Genomic DNA, 22,320 nt, shown 5'->3' on the forward strand with positions numbered 1-22,320 from the left:
ACAATTGCTTTAATTGAAAAAGCAAATTACGGCATTACGAATATCTAACAAGGATATCCATATTTTTTCTAGGAGTGGATTGGCGGAATGGCCAATAGTAGTAGTGCCTTTGCCCTGAGAAATAATTTCGGGGAGGATGGTTCCCCATCGTAAATCATGGGGATTCGCGTATCGCTTGAACTCATCAACGGGATAAGCTATTTTATTGGAACGCTTTAATAAATAAGCCGCAGCTTTTTTATTAAGGCTGTACCCGTATCCACTGCAAATGGTTTTATAAAACGGCGTGCCAATAGCGTAAGTATTGGGCGTATCCTTGGGAGATGGATGTTGTGTACTTAACTGAATCTTTTTTTTAGTGCTGCGCAAAATTTGTGCATGCCCTAACCAAGCACCCCAGAAGAATAAATCGTAGTCTTTTTCTACTGAAGAGTATTGTTGATGGAGCATGACCAGATCATTGACCACACTGTCCGATTCTAGAATTAAAAAATGCTCTGATTCATTGCGGGCTTCTCTTACAATGCGTTTCCAAATGGCTCGATTAGATAATAGCACGCCAATCTCTCCTTTGTTTAAAGCAGTTCCTGTTCTTTGTTGGGTTAATGCAATTAAACGCGATAAAAAGGGAACTTTTTGGCGAGTGGGATAAATGGCTTCCATTTGTTCTAGGCCAGGCAATTGTGCTGCTAATAATTGAATATGTGCAGCCCTTTCCGTTTCGTGTGCTGCTGCAATCACCCAAGCACGAATCATTGGTTGTTCGGAAGTAATTTCATTGGTGGGTTGCAGGGTCATTGCGAAAGCAAATTTTCATACAAATGTAATTGTTGTGCCATGATTAAATCAGGCGCAAAATTTTGTGCAAAAGCCCTTGCATTCATGACCATTGCATCATAATCCTCATCGGGATAATGAGCTGCCAATTGAATGGTTCTGATGAATTGATTAGGAGTACAAATAAATCCTGTTTTACCATGTTCAATTAATTCTGGGCGGGTACCAATATTGAAGCCAATAACCGGTGTTCCCTGTTGCATCGATTCTATAATGGTAAGCCCCATGGTTTCGTACCATAAGGAGGGTTGCAATGTGTATTGCGCTTTTTGCAAGTATTGATTCACTTGCTCAAAAGGCAATGCCCCTGTGAAAATTATATTGGGTTGATTGTATTGCCTTTTTAAAGCGGCTTCTAAACTGCCCGAACCAATTACGGTCAACTGGTATTGTTCGGATAGTTTAACCCATTCGGATAAAATATATTCAATGCCCTTTTCGGGATCAAGGCGGCCGATATAGAGGAAGCCGTTGCGCTGGTCTGCGGACTGCGTAGCGTGATATTCCGCCGCAGCGCCTGTAGCTAGTGAGGCAAAATTCGCAACGTCAAAATTAGCCGCGTCAAAAGTAGCAGGGTCAAGCATATTGGGCTTGAGCTGCAATTTGTTGGCAGGCACCCCCAATTTGATTAACTGTTGATATTGAAACTGCGTGAGCACCCAAAACTGATCAATCCATTCAAAGACTCCTATTTTTTTATAATAGGCATAAGCCAATTTGGCTACTAAACTTTGTAAGAATGAATTTCGATAACAACGGTGTTTGATGCCGTTCCAGAAATTTTTTTGGTCTACACATAATGTACAAATACCCACTGTTGGTCTATAGAAATTACCTGAAATGCACCACCAGCGATAATTGTGAACCGTATGCACCAGTTTGGCTCCTGCAGCTTTAGCTGCTTTAAACACACTGGCAGTTAGTACGGGAAAATAATTGTGTACGTGAACGATATCAATTTGGTGCTGCTTCACTAAATCATACACATTGCAGTATTGTGTGCGGGAATAAAAAATGGAACGCAATATTTGCCATTTAGAATAATCATTTACCGACACCGAGTATTCAAAAACATTCTCTTCTCCCAACCACTGTATCAACATTGCTTTTTCACGAGCTAAGGCTTGATCCTCGCCGCCCGTGGTTGAATATTGATTATGAACTAATAGAATTTTCATGGTCAAGAAATTGATTCGGCTTGCAACACCTCGGCTTGGGGCTCTTCGGCTTGCTCCATTAAGTATATGCCCATCAAGGACCAAAAAGGAAAAGCCATCATGGGGCCTTCTAAAGACACATCAAAACTGGCATTGATAAAAATGGCAGCTAATGCACACCCCAATAAGAGTTGATTGGCCTGCAAGTTTTTTTTCAGGAGGGGTTGAAAAACAAAAAACAAAAAAAGCAGCCAGACAAAAAAGATCGGCACTCCATACCTTGCTAAAATGGTCATCGAAAAATTATGCGGAGAACGCAGTTCCTCTCCTTCCACTTTGATATCATCGTCTACGGATAAGTTCACGCCCAAGCCCTTGCCTTGCCAAAAATAAGGACCAGCAAAAGTATAGTCTATAATATTGCCCCACCAGAGCAAACGCCAAGTGACATTGCCCTCTAAGCCAGCATTCGATTTGGCAGCATCTTTGGCCACAATACTCACGATATTATCCCTTAACTGAGAAAGCCCAATTTGCCTGCCGTATTCTTTGTCTTCTACTTTTATTTTAGTAGACAAATACAAAGGAATCGCAAGCGCAATGACTAAAGGGATATACTTGAAATAGGTTTTGATTTTATCGAACCATTCGGTACGCCTAGAGCGATATACAAAAAAACTAAGGGTCACTAAAAAAGCCAATGTGCCGCCTCGATTATAAGTGGCAGCAATCAAAAACAAATAGAATAATAAGATATAATTGAAGATGGCCACACGCGGATTTTCCCAGGTTAATTTACCCGTCAAAATCAACATTACCGCAATTAATAAATGCACAGCCATGTCTCCATTCTTGTACAATAAAAAAGGAATATCGCCCACGAGTTCCCATTGCATGATATCTGGGAATAGGGTTCTGATTAAATAAGTTGTTGCAAGAATAATGGGGAAATATCGATAGAGTTCTGTTATCTGCGCCAACAATTGATGGCGCTCTTTCCAAAATAAAAACACAATGAAAATAAAACAGCCATAATTTAAAATAAAGCTATCTCGTATTACATCCAACAAAGAAAAAGTAGCAGCGCCCCTAAGCATTTGAATAAAATTCACGAGCAATAAAAACATTAACACGCCCAGTACTTTACCCCATGCTATTTTTAGGGATTTAAAATGACGGAGAAACAACAAGATACCCACTGCCCAAGTAATCTCGGTTAAATAGGTATAGGCAATGCCTTTATTAAAGTAGAGATAACATCCATACACCAACACAAACCAATATCTATAAAGGGCTAGGCCTTCCATAAAATGGCTAGTTTGGTGAAGAATAAATTCCCTTCTTTATGATAGATGCTGCGCAATAAATCTTGCAGCATATCTAAAGGTTTCATGATGGCAGCAAAAAAAGCACCCTTGGTTTTTTTGTAAAACAATTGTCTGCTCTCTGCATATAATTGAAACGTGCGTTGATTAAAAACAGTATTGGTGCCTGCTTCGGTAGATCCCCCTTCGATATGAATAATTTTTACATCAGGAAAAATCATGGAGTAATAGCCTTTTTGTTGCAAACGATAAGCCCATTCGGTTTCTTCAAAATACAAAAAGAAAGCTTCATCAAAACCACCGTATATTTTAACGAGTTCGGCACGAACCATAAAAGCAGCACCAGAAACATAATCTACTTTTTTGGGTAATGGATCGTAATTGGCGACACCTAATGCTAGGTGTTTTCGAAAATAACTAACGTAAAAAAGCATTAACCCACATGCAGAAATACCACTGAATAAACTAGGAAAATTACCAAAACAATGATTGGGCTGTTGCGCTTGATTCAGTAATTCTCCAGAACAAAAAGCCATATTACTGTATGCAGAATCCTTCATTTTATTGACAAAAAAGGAAGCGGCATCCGACAATAAAAAAGCATCTGGATTTAAAAAGAAAAAATAATTTCCTTTGGCTTTTTGCATGGCCAAATTATTGGCCGCTCCAAAACCTTTATTGGCAGGCGATTGTATGAAAATGACTTGGGGAAATTGCTGTGCAAGTAAAGTTGCAGGGCTTTCTTTAGACGCGTTGTCTACTACCAACACTTCAAAAGACAGGGCAGCATCTGTGAATTGATAAATAGCTCCAATCGCTTTCAGTAATAAAGCATTGGTATTGTAATTCACTAAAATGAAGCTTACTTCCATACCTTCTATTAAGGGTTATTTTTTGGAAGGATAAAAGAAGAAAGCGATTACTACAGAAAAGAAAACGACCAGCGCAGAAGCGGCTGCTAAAATCAATACGATTGATTTCTTGCGATTCAAGAGTGGATACTTAGCCGTATCTAACATATTGATGATGGGCGTTTGAGAAGCCAGACTCATGCGAGAAGCTTCTAAGTTTTTAACTACTTCAGAATACAAAGCAAAGCTGATGGTTTTTTCGCGCTGCGATAATTCAACAGGCACTGCAGTAGACCTAAAAGCGGTATTGGCATCGAGTATTTGTAAGCTAGCAGATTGGTAAGACTTATTATTCAGGATGCGCAATAATGAATCGGCTCTTTTTTCTAAGCGGGCAATATTGCGATTACTTAAACTGGTTTTCTGATCTACGTATAATTGAATGGTTTCGTGTACCAAACGATCTGAAAATATTTTAGAAAATGTTTCCGACTCGGTTACTACCGTGGCTTTAATGATGGACCCTTTTTTATTTACACGATCTACCACTAAATTTTTCTGAACAATTTGATCGAAGATAAAATACAAAACAGAGTCTTGCAAGCGCGTCATGGGTTTAGGATAAACCACATTATTGTACGAAACGGCGGGAACTTTTTTACGCAATTGCGGAAGGTATAAATCGGCCAATGTTTCACTAGATACGCCCTTGCTGCTGTCTATTTTAGAGAGCAATACTTTTTCTACAATATGCCTAGAACGTAAAATGTCTAAAATATTATCGCCCGAAAAAATACTACCGCCCGCACCAAGACCGCCTAGGTCAATACCAAATTGAGAAGCTAGGCCCGATAAACTACCACCCCCACCAGCAGATTTTTCTTCTAGAATAAAACTTACTTCGGCCTCGTATTGTTGCTTTTGCAAAAAAGAATATAAAGCGGCCACGCCATTTACTAGCAATAATGCCAAGACGATTAGCTTACGCATATTCCACCAATATTGGCCCATTGCTTTTGCCTCTGCTAAAAACTGGCTTAATGCAACCGTGGTTGGTTGATTCTTCATCATCTTATTTCTGCGAATTAATCAATAAAACTAAAATACTCACCAAAGAAGTTAAGCTAGATACTACGCCAATCACTTCTCCAGTAGACAATTTACCCTTGGGTTTTTGTGCAGGCACATATATTTCGGTACCTGGTTTTATAGCAGGATAAAAACGTACAAATAAGAAATTGCGCGTTTTACGCACTTGTCCGTTGGGATAAATCACGTAGGAATTTTTGCGAGAAGCGTTCATACTAAAACGACCACTTTCGCGCAATGCATCTTTAAAACGAATACCCTCGTAGTACACAATTTGTTTGGGCACATTCACCGCACCAAAGGTTTGAATGGTTTGCAGTTGACGCGGAATTTTTAAGATATCGCCTTCTAATAAAAACAGGTCTTCTGCCGAACCAGGGTTGGCTAAAATTTCATCCAGCCTAATACCTACGGGCTTTTGCTCTTTATTAGCAGCGGCCAATGCCGTTGAGTCTGCTGCACCGTTAGAACCAGTGTTGATCCCGCTTTGGCGGTTAATTAAATTGGTTTTATTGCTGATTAGTGTAGCATCCGTTTCAGAAATATCGCGATACGTTTTTCTAATTAAGAGCGCGCCACCTGCAAATCCATTTTGCTTTAGCCCACCAGCTCTTTTTACTAAATCAGAAATTCTTTCGGTATTGCCCGACAAAGTATAATTACCCGGGAAAACAATTTCCCCTTCGATGCCTACATTAATTTGTTCTTTGTACAAAGGAGATTTACGAACCGACACCATATCGAATGGTTGCAATACAAAATCGAGGTCTTGGTTTTTGGCACTACTAAGATCAATCGTTTTAATTACCGAATACAAAGCAGAATCTTTACTAGCCCCTTGTTGTCTTATACGACGAGACACTTCAATGCGTTGCAAAGAAGCCCCATCTCTATACCCCCCTGCCATCAATACTAAATCTTGTACACGGGTATTTTCTGCAAAAGCAATGGTGCCGGGTTTATTTACTTCACCATTGATGGTGACATAAAATTTTTCGCGCAATTCATTGATGCGAAATAATTGCACCGAGTCTTCGCGTTGCAAATCAATATTATTTTTACCTGCTACAATATCATTTACGTTGAAGGAAATAATTTCAGGGGTAAAATCTTTTTTTAATCTCTTGATGATGCCTCTTTCCACAAAAACATCTTCCCGAGGTTTGGCAATTTCGAGTAATGCTTTTAAGGTAGGAATCTGCGCAATGCTGTATGCACCACCATAATAAACAGCCCCCCCAATCATCACTCGATTGGCATAGGTATTTGCCAAAGAATCGATTACTAAGGTATCACCCGAATTAAGTTTAAATTGATTTAATTGGGAATAAGGAACACTCACTATTTCTTTAGTGCGTTGCCCCATTCTATAGACCCTGATCCATTCTTTTAAAGCATGATCAGCAAAGCCGCCTGCATATTGAATAATATCGGCAGCGGTTTCATTGTCTTTTACATCAAATAAAGCCTGCTTTTTAACCGCACCCGTTAAAATAATCCTGCGCGTATAAGGGCTAATGCGGATCACATCCCCATCGGCCAATAATAGATTTTTGGTCAAGTCTGATTTTAATAAAAAATTATAGAGGTCAAAATGAGCAACTGTTTTACCATTACGTACCAATTCAATATCTCTAAAAGATCCTATTTTATTGGGACCACCCGAAGCATATAAAGCATTCATGATGGTAGATAAAGAAGATAATTCAAAATTACCGGGGCGATATACTTCCCCTATAAGGGTTACACGAATACTGCGAAGCTTAGTTAACGCTACTTGCACATTCACCGAACCACTTGCAATACCGGGATAAATTTTTGTAAGGGAGGCTTTAATTTTTGCCTTAGCATCTTCAATGTTGAGACCCGCCACTTTAATAGGACCATAATTGGGATAACGGATGACTCCATCTGCAGAAACCGTTAGTTTTTTGGTGTTATCAGAGATACCAAAAACGTCGATGCTTAATTGATCATTGGCCCCAATAATATAGTTCTGAGGGGTAGCAATATTGATATTGGGTTCGAAGCTGAGTTCTTCATTCTCAAAAATTTCGTAACCAAAGGGGAAATATTTCTGGGTCGTATCACGGTAATAGCTGGCAACAGAGCGGGTTTTAATGCGGTTACGCGGCATAAAGTTTTCTTCGTTCGATAAAGACTTGCCAGCGCCCATGCCCATTTCTTTTACCGTAGAAAAATCCATCAAAGCCATGCGCTTCTTGAGCTGATTAATCTGGTCCATGCTGAGGCCTTTTTCACGGGCTTTCATTTCTAGTTCCAATTCGGACAAACCCACCAACTGGTATTGCGTCATCAATCCCATAATCTGCTGATCGGTGAGGGTTTCAATATTAATGGGCAAATTTTGAGCCACTACCCTATATTGAAAAGCACCAAGTAATAGCATCAAACACAACAAAAATCTTTTCATCAAATAGGAAATTGTTTAAGGGGTAAAAGTAGGCTTTTTGAAAAAGTAAATCAAGGAAACTTGGGCGCGAATGCTGCTGCGATCAGAATCGGGGGAGCCCTGGGAGAATGTACCAGACAAATTAACCCAACGGTAATTCAATGCTTTGGTAGAAGTTACAGCGCCCGAAATTAACCAATTCCCAAAATTGGCTTGGGCGTTTAAAGAAAGATGGTGATTGATCCAATAGCGATCAGGCAACCCAAATCCAGGAGTGCCACTGTAATAATTATAAATGGCAAAATCGTTGTTGTTGGCAATGCGCTCAACCGATAGTCCAATTTTTTTGAGCCCATTAATCCAAGCCAATTCCACAAATAAGCTATTACTTCCTGGCCCCATTGCAGCCCCCATAGATTGCCCCCAATTAGTATAGCCTTGGGTAATATAGGGATGGGTATACCATGAATTGGTTTTGGGAGTAGAACTAGGACCAGATTCATCAAAAATCAAGGTCGCATCGGGTAATTGTAATTGGGTAATTTCGGCAGATAACCAGAGATGGCCTTTGCGGGTACTTTCAAATCCTTTTCTAAATCCAATGGTATAACCTGTTGGAATGGTATCTCCGATTAGGTTCCAGGGCATGGCTAAGCGATTGGCCCTACCATATTCTGCATATACTTCGGCTAGGGCTTTGGGCATTTTATAGCGAACAAACAAAGCACCCAAAGATGCATTGCTTAATTTATTTTCGTAAGAATGAACGATATCGCTAGATTGAATATTGGCAGAATCGGTGTAGAAATAACGTGCCCCCGTTATGCCAATAAAAAAGTTCTCCATTCCCTTGGGGCTAATGCTGAATTGGTAGCCAATCATTCGGCGCTCATTCGTTGATTTAACAGCCATCCCCCCCGTCCAAATATTTCGCATGATGGCATGGTCTTGGGGCTCAAAAGGGGTTTGCAATAAGCCCCCATACAACACTTGAAATTCAACATTTCCGAATGGCGTTTCAATGGGTTTTAGGGATTGCAAAGTGCCGTGTAAAAAACCTGGTGCATTATTGGTCATAACCAAACTATTTTTACGAGCCGGCCCCCACCAAAGAGTTTCGGTAGATACACCAATGCTTAGATTATGAGCATTGAATCTTATACTGGATTGACCTGGAAAAAATTTTGAAATAGGTGCTGTACCAAATTGCATGAGGTTGTCTATTTTATTCAAGTGGTACATATAGTACCTAGAAAAATAGTTGCCATCGAAGGGGTTGCCTGTAAAAGGTTGTGGGGCAGTATTGGCAGCTTGAATGAATTCTGGCTGCAATTGAATACTCAAGTTTTTAAAACGAAACAATGCTCCTACCGATAAACGGTGTTGCATACCCAATGCAGGAATAAATGAACCATCGTTTGCGCTGGTGGCTATTTTACTATTGTATTGCTGTTGGTAGGTAGTATGTAAAAAATGAAATTGAGGCTTTCTGCTATTTTTTATTTGGTAATCGGGATGATTGAGCCAGTATATGCTGGATTGTCGTTGGTTGTATGAGAAATTGTTTTGATTGCTCGAATCCGCAATTTGTGCAATTCGCTGATAGTCTAATAAGTCAATTTCTGATTGCACTATTTGCGCATTCAGGTTGAGCATCAACAAAAAAGAGCCAGCAATGAAAAATATTTTTTTACCCATGGTGCTATTTTCTTTTAAAGAAGTATTGACCATTTATTTGTGTAAATACATTAAACGCATTACCTTTTTCCCAACCGTAGTTTTTTCGATTGACCAATTGAATTTCGGCATTAATGCGCCATTGGTTGAATTGTTTGGAGCCGAGGAAGCCGATGGAGATATCGCTCCATTTAATGGAACGAGTTCCAATTGTATTCACAGCTGAAAGTGGTCTAATCACAGAATCAGCAGATGGATTTTGTTTAATATTTTGAAGCTTAATGCCAATAAAATTTTTACCAGAAATTCTCTTTAATTGTATCGTTTGTACATTATTCCCCATGCCACTACCTGCACCCATTATTTGATTTTGGTGTGTATATCCTTGAGTTATAAAGTAATGATCGTAAAAATTGCCTGCATCTCTTAACACATAACTACTGGTTTGAGCCATCTGAGTAAATTCACCTGTTACTAACCAATCAATATCATTTACTTCGTTACTAATAATTTTATTAAATCCCAAAATATAGGCTGATGCATGACTTGTATTTACTGAGAGATCTCTTAGATTTTTTTTGAAATCGTTGTAAGCAAATTCAGCATAAAATTCAACCTGGTGTTTAGGTAATAACCATCTGGTAAAAAAGCTAAATGCACCATCACTAGGAATCGAAGAAGTATTAAAATTATCAACTGGACTTGATGCAAGAAAAACGGGCAAGTACTTTGAAGCAAAACCCGATTTAAGTGCTTGGTTGGAAAAATAAATTTGTTCTGTACGGGTAACCCCTAAAAAAAATCCTGGTATCCATTTGGGTTGATAACTCGCCATTATTCCGTTAAAGTAACGTTGTTCATTTTTTGCAGCGGCTTGACGCATGAAATTATTTTCAAAAGCATTACTGGTATCTTCACTTAATCGGCCCATTACCAATTGGAATTCAATGTGACCGATAGGTGTTTTAATTGGTTTATTGCTGTTGATGGTAATATGATTAAAACCAGGCGCATTATTACTCATCATGATAGAGCTGAACTGGCCAGGACCCCACCAATTATTTTGAGAAGAAACTCCCACAGCAATTGGTCCTAAATTAAGTTTAATAGCAGATTGACCAAGGTAAGTTTTTTGAAATGATTTTCCGGTATTGTATCCATAACCAACGGTTGTTGGATAGGGCGAATTAGCAGCATAATAAAATTCAGGCTGTAATTGAATACTTAATGGCCCCCATTTTGCATAAACACCAGCCGATACCATGGTTTGCAACCCCTTGGCCATAATCATTCCTGCATCGTTCCATCCGTAAGGACTATGGCTATTAAATTTTCCTGTGACATTAACAGGCAAAACAGTTACTTTGAATATCTTGCTTGAATCTGATTGATTTAAGGATCTAACAGAATAAGAGATAGATGGGTTCGATTTACCTTTTAATTGTTGAATACGAAGCCATTGAGCTTGATCTAAAGGAACAGATTGAGCATCAGTGCTAAAACTGCAAAGTAAGAAAAAAAATAGGCTTTCTATCCTCATATTATTTCATGTTTACTACCGCAGCAGTTTTAGGTACATCCAGCTGTTCAAATTCTGAATTATTACTAATGAATTCAGGTACTAACTCTTTCATAGCTTTTACTAAATTAGTCACTGATTCTTGCCTCTTTGCTGGTCCAATCAACCTATCAATTTGAATAGATAAGCTTGAGTATTCAATGGTACGAGTTTTAGCAATTAGAATTTTCTCGTGGTAAGTGTTCAGTGTATTTTCTGCATTGTTTAACAACTCTTCATATAATTTCTCACCAGGACGTAAACCAGAATACTCAATCTTGATATCTTCTTCAGGCTCTAATCCAGAAAGCTTTATCATTTTCCTAGCTAGGTCTGCAATTTTAACTGGTTGCCCCATATCAAACACGAAAATTTCACCCCCATTGCCCATTGAACCTGCTTCTAACACCAATTGACAGGCTTCAGGAATAGTCATGAAATAACGGGTAATATCTGGGTGGGTTACAGTAACAGGGCCTCCAGCCTCAATTTGCTTTTTGAATCTAGGAATCACAGAACCATTAGAACCCAATACATTACCAAAACGGGTTGTAATAAATTTGGTTCTCTTAGTAGATAGATTATGTTGAAATTGAATCTCTTGATTTTGATAAAGTGATTGAACATACATTTCGGCAATACGCTTAGATGCCCCCATTACATTTGTCGGATTCACTGCTTTATCGGTAGAAATCATGACAAAACGCTCCACCCCATATTTGATGGATAAATCCGCTAATAGTTTTGTCCCCCCGACATTGGTACAAATCGCTTCTAATGGGCTATCCTCCATCATAGGAACATGCTTGTAGGCGGCGGCATGATAAACAAAATGTGGTTTAAATTCTTGAAATATTTTCTCGACAAATAATTCATTACGAACATCCCCCAAAGCCAATTTATATCGCTTACAGGAAAGTTCTTCCAATTCTAGTTTTAGGTCATGTAAAGGGGTTTCCGCTTGATCATTTAAAACAATACATTTAGGTTTATACTGTAATAACTGTCTCACAATTTCACTCCCGATAGAACCTGCGGCACCAGTTACAAAAACCGTCTTGTTATTTAGTTGTTTAAATAAGATTTCATTGTAAATTTTAATTTGCTCGCGTTCTAATAAATCTTCAATCTTTATATTTTGTAACTGCTTGGTACTTAATTGACCATTAATCCAATTCTTTAAAGGAGGTACCGTAAATACTTCAATCTTATTATCCAAACAAAAATCAACAATCACATTTTTTCGCCTAGATGGCAATTTGGTAGTTGCTATTATCAACTCATCAATTAAATATTGTTTCAATAAAATTTCTAATTGTGACGAAGAGCAAATTTTAATACCATCAATATTTTTACCAACCTTACGCTGATCATCTTCTAAAAAAAGCACCATCTGAATGTTAGCTGTCATATCATGCTCCAATGCACGTTTTGTTGAAATTCCAACATCACCTGCCCCAAATATTGCAACTCTCTTTTTGGTAACATTAATCGTTGTGATAAATGAAAAGAAATATTTTATAACAACTCTATAAGAACTTAGTGCAACAAAAGAAAGTAACGTATTGATTATTAATACAGATGCAGGTATTAACCTCAAATTCGACAACTCCAAAAGAAATAGACTTAATAAATAATATCCAACATTTGCAAAAAAAACAACTAAAAATATTCTAAGTGTATCTTGTAAACCAGTAAAACGTATAATTCCCGCATATACCTTAAATAGTGAAAAAAGTGAGATATTGAAAGCCAATAAAATCAATAAATTCTGGGCAATAAGTGTTTGACGAAAAATATTGAAATCAAAGTCACTTTTAATAAGATATGCTAGTAAAAAACAAAATGAACTTACAATCATATCGAGTATAAAAATAACCCATCTAGGTATAATCGATAAATTCTTGATTTTTCTGAGTTTATATGATTTAAGCATTTAATTCGAGTAGTTGAAAATTCAATAGATGTATAAAAGTACTATAGATTTAGTTACTAAAGTGTAGTAATTATAATAAGAATTATGATAATATAATAACTAATTTCGTTGGAGTAGACTCAACTAGCAATTATTTTCTACAAAAAAACTAGACAAAGAGAAAAATATTCTAATTGAAAAAAAGTTAATGACTCACTCCTTTACTAAACAATACATTAGTAAAAGTCTTTAAGATAATTTGAAAATCAAAAAGAGTTGTTTTTTTATTTAGATACTCCTTTTCAAGTTGAACTTTTTTTTCTAGAGAAATATCATCTCTTCCATTTATCTGCGCCCAGCCGGTTATTCCTGGCTTCAATTTATCAACACCTGCAGCAACTCTTAATGTCATCAAATCATCTTGATTGTATAAAGCTGGCCTCGGTCCAACAAACACCATTTCACCCTTTAAAATATTAATCAAATTAGGTAATTCATCTAAACTTAATTTCCGTAATATACCCCCAATTTTCAATAAATATTGTTCTGGGTTTTCCAACAAATGAGTGGCAATATTTGGAGTATTCTTTTTCATACTTCTAAATTTATAGATATTGAATAAGGTGTAATTTATCCCAACCCTTTTCTGAATGAAAAAAATTGGAATCCCATCCTCTAGAAAAATAGAGAGAGCAACAATTAAAAATAATGGCGAAAGGACTAATAAAAGAAATAGCGCAAAAAGTCTATTGAACATTTGTTTGAAAAGATCTAAATGTTTTTAATAACCCATATTTAATAGAAACTGGGAAGTCTTTACCTATGGCATGTTTTATCTTTCGATTACTAACCACATAGGATTCCGTTAGCTTATTAAGCCTTTCTGTTGTAAGTGGTAATCTAAATAAATCTCCCAATTTAGCAAGGAATTTGATTAACCCTTTAGGGGCTTTCCAGATTTTAGATTTTCTATTTTGTGATTCAGCCATTATCGAAATAATATCATTTGTAGAAATTGGTTCATCATCTGCTACATTATACACTCCTGATGGAATATCTTCACGTTCAATTAATTCTTTAATGATGAAAATAAGATTATCAATACTACACAAAGAACGTCTATTGTCAAAAGCACCCAACGGCCAAGGAAGACCTTTGGAAACGATACTATAGAGTAAATTCAAATTACCCTTATTACCAGGGCCATGTATCATACAAGGTCTTAAAATATAAACCCGTTTACCACTAGGAATTTCTTTTGATAAAATATACTTCTCTGCTAATAATTTACTCTTCCCGTAATGAGTAATTGGATTGGGTTTGTGTTCTTCTGTTAAAGTTCCCACTAAATCGTCAGCAACTGCCTTAACTGAGCTCAAAGTAATGAATATTTTAGCATCAGATTCAAGAAAGGCATCAAATACCTTTTTTGTTAATTCGGTATTAACTTTATAATATTGATCTGAATTTGATGTTTTTTTTAGGTCGTGTGCTTTTCCAGCTAAATGAATGATTGTTGATGCCATTTCAATATTTAAATCATCCCCCTTTTTAAGCTTTAATATACTCTCGGCACCAAAGAAACTTATAATTGAAGCCCCTACGAAACCTGTTGAACCAGTTAAAAAAATCATATGCAACTATTATATATCTCTAAATGAGTTTTAATAACGGAATTAACATCAAATTCTTTTTCTGCTTTTGCACGTGACGCTATTCCCATTTCAATAATTCTATTTGGATTTTCAACCAGGAATTGAATTGCATTTGCTAAGCTTTGAGAGTCCTTTATAGGTACTTTAAAACCATTAATACCCTCATCAACACATTCCCTACAACCTATTGCATCAGTTGTTATTAATGCTCTCCCCATGGCACACGCTTCAATAAGCGTTTTAGGCATTCCTTCTCTATATGATGGTAAAACTACAATATGAAAATTTTTGTACAGTGTAAAAATATCTTTTTGATGACCCACCCACTTAAAATAGCAACCGTCTTCCCATTGTTCTAATATACTTGCAGGCAAACCTGCTCTGTTATCTTCATCTGCCATGCCTGCCAAAACAAATTCAATTTTATCAAAATATTTTGCTCTTAATAAATTTGCTGCTTCATAGAATTCCTTTACTCCCTTATCCCAAAGCATTCTACTAGGTAGGACTATTTTTATTTTATCAAAACTAGGTAAGTAAGTTGTATAAAATTGTTGTAAATCAACCCCAGATCCTTTTATATAATAAATTCTGTTATTAGGAGATAATACTTGCAATTCCGATAATTCCTGAAAATCATTCTTATTTTGAAAAATAACATGTAACTTATTTCTAAAACCATATTTCATTAATTGCAACATGATTTTAGAAATTAAATTTATTCGCCCCTCAGTAAAATTATAACCTAGTCCACTAACTGCATTAATTACACTCTTAAGATTCAAAAGCTTTGCTATTATTGACCCATAAATTACTGGCTTTAAAGTAATGTGATGTACTATATCGGGCTTGAGTTTAGAATAAATTTTATAAAACTTAAGCAATGTATTGAATTCCTTAAATGGGTTTGTGCCTGAACGAGAAAAAGATAAATTAATGAAACGAATTCCCTTATTAATTATTTCCTGAGATCTACCTGTATCTTCTGCAGCAACAATTACTTCAAACCCATTTTTTCTGGCCTCTTCAGCTATAACTAATCTATGAGATATAAAAAACCAATCTACGTTGACAACATATAGAATAGATTTATTTTTCATTATTGAACAAATTCAAAATATGAATATATTTTAGGCGAAATATTTCTTTGACATATAAATAATCATACCCACTAAAACTTATCTTCTTTTTAAACTCGCCATAATTCTCAAGGTAATAATTATTGTCAGTTTTAGGATTAGGTGAGAAAACTGGACTTACTTCCAATACAATTGGTGTTGTTTTTAAGTCATCATCTTGCCAGGCAATGTCAAAAGCACCAATACTTAACCCTAATTTTTTTGAATAATTTTCAATTGTTTTGCGATGAAACTCAGGAAATGTATGGAAATCAACTGAATTTCCCTTACTAGTAGCAGTTGGCCTCCATTCATTAGAGTTATTGATTCTCCAATAAAAAAGTTCTATTCGATTATTAACGAAAATAACTCTAATATCCTTACGCATATTCAGAATCTCTTGAATTAAAAATTCTTCATTCACATTAAGCATGCTTGCTAGGAAATTATTTAAATCAATAGAACTTTTAATTTTAAATATGCCTTTAGATTCATACGAATGAATCAACTTAATTATAAACGGAAAATCAAAATCAATTTCATTAGTCTCTAAAAATCTTTTTGTGACAATTAAAGTTTTGGGAGTAGGTATACCAACTTCATCAAACTTCCTATGCATAAACGCTTTGTTTTCCCAAAATCTGGATTGTGACAAACTAGGAAACAATCTATTATCGTTTTCACTAATTTCTTTTAGGAGATATTCAAAAATTGAGACATAATTGTCAAAACCAAAAATATTATACTTTGAATGTAATGTATAATAAATATTCTTACCTCTAATGCCCCTTATATTTTTATTAATACATAATGAATATGTTTTACCAGATTTAATAAGCGCACAAATAGATGCCAAATCCCATAAAACAGAAGTAGTAAAAACATAACGAATACTAAATCCCATTATCCAGACCACATTCACAGAATTTTTTTCATACTTTTTAAAATAATCTGCAAATGGGGTTCTTGATAAAGCAATTATCAATCTATAAAATCTCTTAACCCCTTGTTTAATCATTTGAATTTAAATTAACAATATATGAATAATCAAAATATTTTAAATCAATTTTTTTTACCTTAGTAATGATATGATCATAAAACTCGACTTTCCCATTTTCATGATTATAACTGAGATCATCATAATAAAACACTTCTGAATTATTTCTTACTAACTTATTCAAATAATAAAGCTTTTGCTCAGGAAATGAAGTTAATATCAGCAAATCCTTTCCTTCGTCTATCAATTTATGTTTTAAAAGCCAATTAGAGGTTGCTGAGTAAGTAAAAATATTGCGGTTACTAAGAAAAATCTTAGGCATACCATCATACTTATCTTTTATTTCTCGAATGGTGCCATTTAAAGTTGGTATTAATTCGTAAGATTTATAACCTTTCAATTTATATAAGACTTTCCATGTATCAGCAATAGTGTTGTCAATATCTATAACAACATAAGACTTTATATTCCTTTTAATGAAAGAAGAAAAAATTAGCTTAAAATAAAGATTAGAAAAAAAAGAAAAAATTAGCTTAAATTTAATTCTCATACAATTCGTTTAAGCGCCTCTATAATTTTTAAATTCTCTTCAAATGTTCTAGAAGCAATTCTTACAAATTGTCCATCCAAACCAATTTTATCATTACAATCTCTAACATAAATACCATAATTCACAAGTAAATCCATTGTAAAATCGAAAGAACTTTGACCACTTAATATTTCTATCAATGCAAAATTTGCTTTCGATGGATAAACCTTTATGTTATTAATGTGCTTTAATTCAGATAAAAACATTAATGTGTTCATTATATATTTCTTTCTAACAATATTATACTTCAAAATAAAATCTGGATTTGAATAGACATTAAAAAAATAATTTGAAAGCCCAGAAATATTCCACAAAAAACCATTCTTTAATAGTATTTCAACTTTGGTTGCATCCAAAACGGCATATCCTGCACGAAGTCCTGCAATTCCAAAATCTTTTGACATACTTTTAATTATGATTAAATTTGGGAAATTATAAATAAGATCTTGGGATGTAATTTGTCCCAAATCTAAATCTTCGTAAGCAAAGTGAATAAAGCTTTCATCAACAATGATGTTTTTAACTTCCCTCAAGTTTTCAAGTATATAAACCAAATTATCTTTGCTTAAGTAACCTCCATTGGGATTATTTGGATTTATTATTACTACAGTATCTGGATTATTCTCATTTACAAAATCAACAAATTTTATAGCATCTAATTCAAAATCATTTTCTTTTAATAGCCTATAATAAACAACTTCAATTCCCTCCTTAACGAATTCATAATATGATGAAAACGTCGGTATTATAATACATATCTTTTTTAGAACAAAATTATGAATTAAAGCTTGAATAATTTCAATAGCACCATTACCAACAAAAATATTTGAAGAATCAACATTAATTGCTTTTGAAATTGTTTTTGCAATATCTCTGTTTTGAGGAGGATAATATTCCAAAACATCTCTTAATTTCCCTTTAGAAATCAAATCTTTTTCCATGTTTTGCATGAAAAGTTCAGTTGCATAAGGATTTGATAGAAAACAAGCATCAACATCAATTGTGAGTTCCTTACATTCATTTAGCAAAGTATCAATACTTGGTGAATGCGTTCCTGAAAGCGATTTCAAATGTTTAATTTTATCAATTACTGTTTGTTTCATATCTATATATTGAAATTATTAATATTATTTTCTAAATCAAAATCACTTTAAGTGCTAAAATATTTCTAGTATTCGCATAAAGAATTGATTAATAAAGTAAATAGAAATTAAAAGATTATTATGAGCATGATTAGTTAATGATCTAGAAAATATGGTTTCTAAAACTTAAAAAAATTACTGTTTGTTATAATAGTTAATACCTAAAACACTGTTTTGCTTATAAAATTGAGAAAAGAATCAATCACATAATTATAATTAATCTATTCATAATTTATTTTCTAAGTAGTATATATCTACCCCATCGTAAAGCAAAATAAAATATAGCTTTAAAACAGTCGAAATAAAAATTATTGATATATAATAAAGTAATGACTTTTTTTGTGCTCAAAAGTAAATTTATGAAATTATATTTTTTACTCAATGAATTATTTGATATTCGATAATAAATTAATGGTTCAGGCAAATAACCAAAGGGAACACTAGTTGAACAACGAAGTTTTAACCATGCAATCCAATCTTCCCCAACAAATAAATCAGAATCAAACAGGTTGTTAAATTCAGATATTTTAAAGTGAGACTTTCGAAATAAAACCGTGGATGTCATTATTTGATTTCTATAGACCAAATTATTAAGTGGTTCAATCTTTATATCACCTTTAAGAAATAATTTCAAACTATTATGTAATGTATTTTGAAAAATATACCCATTAGTGGACACTAAAGAAAAATTATGCTTTTTCAAAAAAAGTATTTGTGTAGTTAATTTTTTATTTAACCACAAATCATCATCATCGCAAAAAGCAATAAGATCAGCAGAAGATTTTACTAAGCCAAGATTCCTTGCTGCAGAGGGTGTCCCTGTCCACTTATCAGTATAAAAATAGTTTATCTTATTAAAAAATTCTTGCTTTAATAGAAAATCAAGATTCAAGTCGTACCCATCAGACACAACAATTATTTCAATATTTGAATAATCTTGATTTAAGACAGAAATTAAGCATTGTTTAAGTTCATTAATTCGATTATAGGTAGGTATAATTACTGAAACTTTTTCTTGAATCATCACGCAATGAATAAATTGTTTATCTTTTTTAAGTTTAACTCTATATTTTGATTGTTAAAATTTACTGCGTGTTCCCTTAATCTAGAATTAACATTACCAATATCACCTTTAATTTCATCATACATACAAGCTATTTGAAAAGCAAGATTAGTGAAATCTCTAAATTCAATATAATCGCAGAACTCACCCCCTATTTCTGTATAAGGTAATATTTTAGAGCATAAAATCCTTTTATTGGCTAATAAAGACTCAAGAACAGGAAATCCAAAGCCCTCAAACATACTTGTATTTATTACAAATAAACTTTTTTGATATGCCAAAGCAAGTTCTGACTTAGTTAATCTTTCATATAAAACAACAGAATCTAATTCATTTTTCGTAAATCCATATTGATTTAGAAGACTTTTTTTAAATGAATCTTTTTTACCAGTAAGCACAAATTTTAGTTTACGTCTTTTATTATAATGCTGGATAAAGAATTTTATTGATTTAATTAATAATTTTTCATCTTTCCTTTTTTCCCAACCACCTGAATATAAAACGAATTCATAATTGAATTTTTCAGTATTTCCATAGTATTGCGAAGTTAACATATTATAAAAATCACCACTTATTGTATTTTTAATGACTGTAATTCGATCTTCAATATTTGGGAAAATATTAAGTAATGAATGTTTTGTAAAATCAGAAACTGTTACAATTTTATGACCATTTGATATTGATTTTTTTGCTGCATTATTATAATATTTAACAAGCAATAAATCTTTCCCAGTATACAAATGAGACATTTCAAAGAAAAGTGTATCATGAATTGTACTTATAATATTAGTCCCCTTATAACAAGAAGGTAGCTGGAAATAGGGTGAAAATAAAAAATCGTTTTTTTTAAGCTTTAAAGATTGACGAAAAATATATTCATAATAAAGAATTCTATGAAAAAAAGGTATCTTAACCAGATAATGCAACTGTTTAATTTCAATTTGTAAGTTATTACCTTCGCTCAAAGTATCTAAATCATTAAAAATTTCAGGGGTAATTATTGTAATTATTTCATTAAATTTTTTAATACCATATAATTTTATAAAATTTATAAAAAAGTTTCTTATCCCAGCATTATATAAATAAGGTATTGTTGCATCAAAATAAATCATAATTTATCCCCATTTACTTAAAAAGTATTCTTTATTACGTTTGTCTAAATCCAGTGTATTTATATTCATACCCAAGTATGAGATATTGGTATTTTTTAGACTAATACCATGATGACCATGATGTTTAATACCAGTATTGGGGACAACTAAACATTTATAACCTAGTTGTCTTATTTTAAAAGACATGTCAATTTCCTCACAACCAGCTGGAGTGTATTCGATATCAAAACCACCTGATTTAATAAAAATAGCTTTTGTTAATATAAAAAAGAAACCGCTTATTTCATCAGCTTCTTCAATATGACTAAGTCCAACCCTTTTACCACTTGTGATACCTTCCCACATACCTCCCTCTGGTCCAACTTGACCAGCCATTTCATCATTAATTAAAATATTCAAAAGTTTGTCAAAAGAATTTTTTTCAAATTCAACATCATCATTACAAAAGCACAAAAATTGTCCAGTAGCCATCTGTGCACCAATATTCCAAGCTCTAGCAACACCAACATTTTCAGTTAAAATTGCGTAGCGAGTAACAGATTTATTTTCAGATATAAATTTAATTAATTCTGTATCGTTCCTGCCATTAATAACAACAACTATTTCAAAATCAATATTAGGTGGATTAACCGTTATGGAATTTATAGTTTCAACTATTCCAAAAATTGATTTATAAAAAAATCTAGTACTTTTCTGTTTTTTTAAACTTTGAACAGGAATGATTATACTTACTTTCATATTTAAATTAAATTAGAAATTGTTTTATAAAATTTTTCTATATTATTTACGTAATTATCGGAATTACTTAAATCAAAATCAAAAGAGGTTGCACCTACATTCTCATTCACAATTAAATTACAACCACAAAGGGCAGCTTCAAGAACAGTTCGAGCCATAGGCTCCTTCCATGTGGGTAAATGAACAAAGTTTTTTGCACGATTATAAATTAAAGGGAGTTCTTTGGTTGATTTTATACCTAAATAATTATTTGAAAATAATTTGAGGGATTTAGATTTGGGACCTACAAAATAAAAATCATCTCCAATATTCTCAAACTTATCTTTAATATTTTCATATCCTTTATACCCAGAAATAGTTCCTACATACAAATATTCAATATCTCTTTCTATATTTAAATTACAAAAGTTTTTTGTATCAATGAAAGGATCTACAATGTGCGATTTATTCAAATAAATATTTCCAAAATATTGATTAATAGTTTTCAAGTGCAGAGGAGAGAGGAAGAAATTTGCTAAAGAATTTTTATATAGAAGTTCTCTTGAAGGATTTTTTAAACAATTTTGGCATAAACTAGACCTTAAACCATTACAAGGCAAGGCCCCATTTGCACAGATATCAACATAAGCATTATCAAAATGTATAAATTTTTGATTTGTAATTATGTCCATCAAAAAATCTCGTTGAAAAGAAATTCTGTGTGTAGGTATATTGAATATGTCAGATAAAATCCACAAATCTGGATTTTTATGCAAATTCATACTTGGTGGTAAGATACGTGAAATTAAAGTATTCTCTCTGTAGCCATATTTAATATCTATTCCAAATAATCTTGCGTCATTAATAATTTGTCGATTGATAAGTTCACCCCCTCCAACGAAACCTTTTTTAAAAGGATTTAAAAATGATAAGAAATTTATTTTCATAATATTATACGGTATTTTATTTTTTTCGATTGTAAAATGAACCTTGTTCATTAATATTTTCAAGATAAGGGCAAACATTTTTTAACATATAATAAATACAATTTTTTTAATAATTGATAACGGTTATAAATTTGAATTCTCAGTTAATAAAGCTTATA

General features: G+C 33.6%; 19 protein-coding genes. All 19 read right to left on the reverse strand.

Annotation, left to right across the window (positions count from 1 at the left end; genetic code table 11):
• Positions 1-9 precede the first annotated feature (9 nt).
• Positions 10-798, reverse strand: a complete 789-nt coding sequence (locus ACTIEI_RS13675) for a glycosyltransferase family 25 protein (protein WP_439506855.1) — start codon at positions 796-798, stop codon at positions 10-12.
• Positions 795-2,015 carry a glycosyltransferase family 4 protein gene (locus ACTIEI_RS13680; RefSeq protein ID WP_439506856.1) on the reverse strand — a complete coding sequence of 407 codons (1,221 nt, stop codon included), beginning with the start codon at positions 2,013-2,015 and terminating at the stop codon, positions 795-797. The genes ACTIEI_RS13675 and ACTIEI_RS13680 overlap by 4 nt, the downstream gene beginning before the upstream one ends.
• Positions 2,016-2,017: 2 nt before the next feature.
• Positions 2,018-3,301 carry an O-antigen ligase family protein gene (locus tag ACTIEI_RS13685; protein WP_439506857.1) on the reverse strand — a complete coding sequence of 428 codons (1,284 nt, stop codon included), beginning with the start codon at positions 3,299-3,301 and terminating at the stop codon, positions 2,018-2,020.
• A complete protein-coding gene (locus ACTIEI_RS13690; protein WP_439506858.1) occupies positions 3,289-4,191 on the reverse strand; it encodes a glycosyltransferase family 2 protein in 903 nt (300 codons plus the stop codon). Before ACTIEI_RS13690 ends, ACTIEI_RS13685 begins: the two co-directional genes overlap by 13 nt.
• A gap of 15 nt (positions 4,192-4,206) precedes the next feature.
• Positions 4,207-5,241, reverse strand: coding sequence for a Wzz/FepE/Etk N-terminal domain-containing protein (locus tag ACTIEI_RS13695; protein WP_439506859.1), 1,035 nt, complete (start codon positions 5,239-5,241; stop codon positions 4,207-4,209).
• Between the two features lies 1 nt (position 5,242).
• Positions 5,243-7,693 (reverse strand): SLBB domain-containing protein, encoded by a 2,451-nt coding sequence (locus tag ACTIEI_RS13700; protein ID WP_439506860.1) that lies wholly within the window; start codon positions 7,691-7,693, stop codon positions 5,243-5,245.
• A 15-nt stretch (positions 7,694-7,708) separates the two neighbouring features.
• On the reverse strand, positions 7,709-9,370 hold the full coding sequence (locus ACTIEI_RS13705) for a capsule assembly Wzi family protein (protein ID WP_439506861.1): 1,662 nt from the start codon (positions 9,368-9,370) through the stop codon (positions 7,709-7,711).
• Positions 9,371-9,374: 4 nt separating this feature from the next.
• Positions 9,375-10,889, reverse strand: a complete 1,515-nt coding sequence (locus ACTIEI_RS13710; RefSeq protein WP_439506862.1) for a capsule assembly Wzi family protein — start codon at positions 10,887-10,889, stop codon at positions 9,375-9,377.
• A 1-nt stretch (position 10,890) separates the two neighbouring features.
• Positions 10,891-12,843 (reverse strand): polysaccharide biosynthesis protein, encoded by a 1,953-nt coding sequence (locus ACTIEI_RS13715; RefSeq protein WP_439506863.1) that lies wholly within the window; start codon positions 12,841-12,843, stop codon positions 10,891-10,893.
• 184 nt (positions 12,844-13,027) lie between these two features.
• A complete protein-coding gene (locus tag ACTIEI_RS13720) occupies positions 13,028-13,579 on the reverse strand; it encodes a sugar transferase (protein WP_439506864.1) in 552 nt (183 codons plus the stop codon).
• The gene (locus ACTIEI_RS13725) at positions 13,569-14,456 is read right to left on the reverse strand and encodes an NAD-dependent epimerase/dehydratase family protein (RefSeq protein ID WP_439506865.1); all 888 of its coding nucleotides are present in this window, start codon (positions 14,454-14,456) and stop codon (positions 13,569-13,571) included. Before ACTIEI_RS13725 ends, ACTIEI_RS13720 begins: the two co-directional genes overlap by 11 nt.
• The gene (locus tag ACTIEI_RS13730; protein ID WP_439506866.1) at positions 14,453-15,577 is read right to left on the reverse strand and encodes a glycosyltransferase family 4 protein; all 1,125 of its coding nucleotides are present in this window, start codon (positions 15,575-15,577) and stop codon (positions 14,453-14,455) included. The genes ACTIEI_RS13725 and ACTIEI_RS13730 overlap by 4 nt, the downstream gene beginning before the upstream one ends.
• On the reverse strand, positions 15,567-16,613 hold the full coding sequence (locus ACTIEI_RS13735) for an ATP-grasp domain-containing protein (protein ID WP_439506867.1): 1,047 nt from the start codon (positions 16,611-16,613) through the stop codon (positions 15,567-15,569). The genes ACTIEI_RS13730 and ACTIEI_RS13735 overlap by 11 nt, the downstream gene beginning before the upstream one ends.
• Positions 16,606-17,142, reverse strand: a complete 537-nt coding sequence (locus tag ACTIEI_RS13740; protein WP_439506868.1) for a hypothetical protein — start codon at positions 17,140-17,142, stop codon at positions 16,606-16,608. Before ACTIEI_RS13740 ends, ACTIEI_RS13735 begins: the two co-directional genes overlap by 8 nt.
• Positions 17,139-18,284 (reverse strand): pyridoxal phosphate-dependent aminotransferase, encoded by a 1,146-nt coding sequence (locus tag ACTIEI_RS13745; RefSeq protein ID WP_439506869.1) that lies wholly within the window; start codon positions 18,282-18,284, stop codon positions 17,139-17,141. The genes ACTIEI_RS13740 and ACTIEI_RS13745 overlap by 4 nt, the downstream gene beginning before the upstream one ends.
• A 271-nt stretch (positions 18,285-18,555) precedes the next feature.
• Complete coding sequence (locus tag ACTIEI_RS13750; RefSeq protein ID WP_439506870.1) at positions 18,556-19,347, reverse strand: glycosyltransferase family 2 protein; 792 nt, start codon at positions 19,345-19,347, stop codon at positions 18,556-18,558.
• Positions 19,347-20,498, reverse strand: coding sequence for a glycosyltransferase (locus ACTIEI_RS13755; RefSeq protein WP_439506871.1), 1,152 nt, complete (start codon positions 20,496-20,498; stop codon positions 19,347-19,349). Before ACTIEI_RS13755 ends, ACTIEI_RS13750 begins: the two co-directional genes overlap by 1 nt.
• 3 nt (positions 20,499-20,501) lie before the next feature.
• The gene (locus ACTIEI_RS13760; protein WP_439506872.1) at positions 20,502-21,236 is read right to left on the reverse strand and encodes a glycosyltransferase family 2 protein; all 735 of its coding nucleotides are present in this window, start codon (positions 21,234-21,236) and stop codon (positions 20,502-20,504) included.
• 2 nt (positions 21,237-21,238) lie between these two features.
• The gene (locus ACTIEI_RS13765) at positions 21,239-22,162 is read right to left on the reverse strand and encodes a glycosyltransferase (protein WP_439506873.1); all 924 of its coding nucleotides are present in this window, start codon (positions 22,160-22,162) and stop codon (positions 21,239-21,241) included.
• Positions 22,163-22,320: the final 158 nt, after the last annotated feature.

The sequence above is a fragment of the Sediminibacterium sp. genome, from assembly GCF_051860225.1.
In the GTDB taxonomy this organism is placed as follows: Bacteria; Bacteroidota; Bacteroidia; order Chitinophagales; family Chitinophagaceae; genus Sediminibacterium.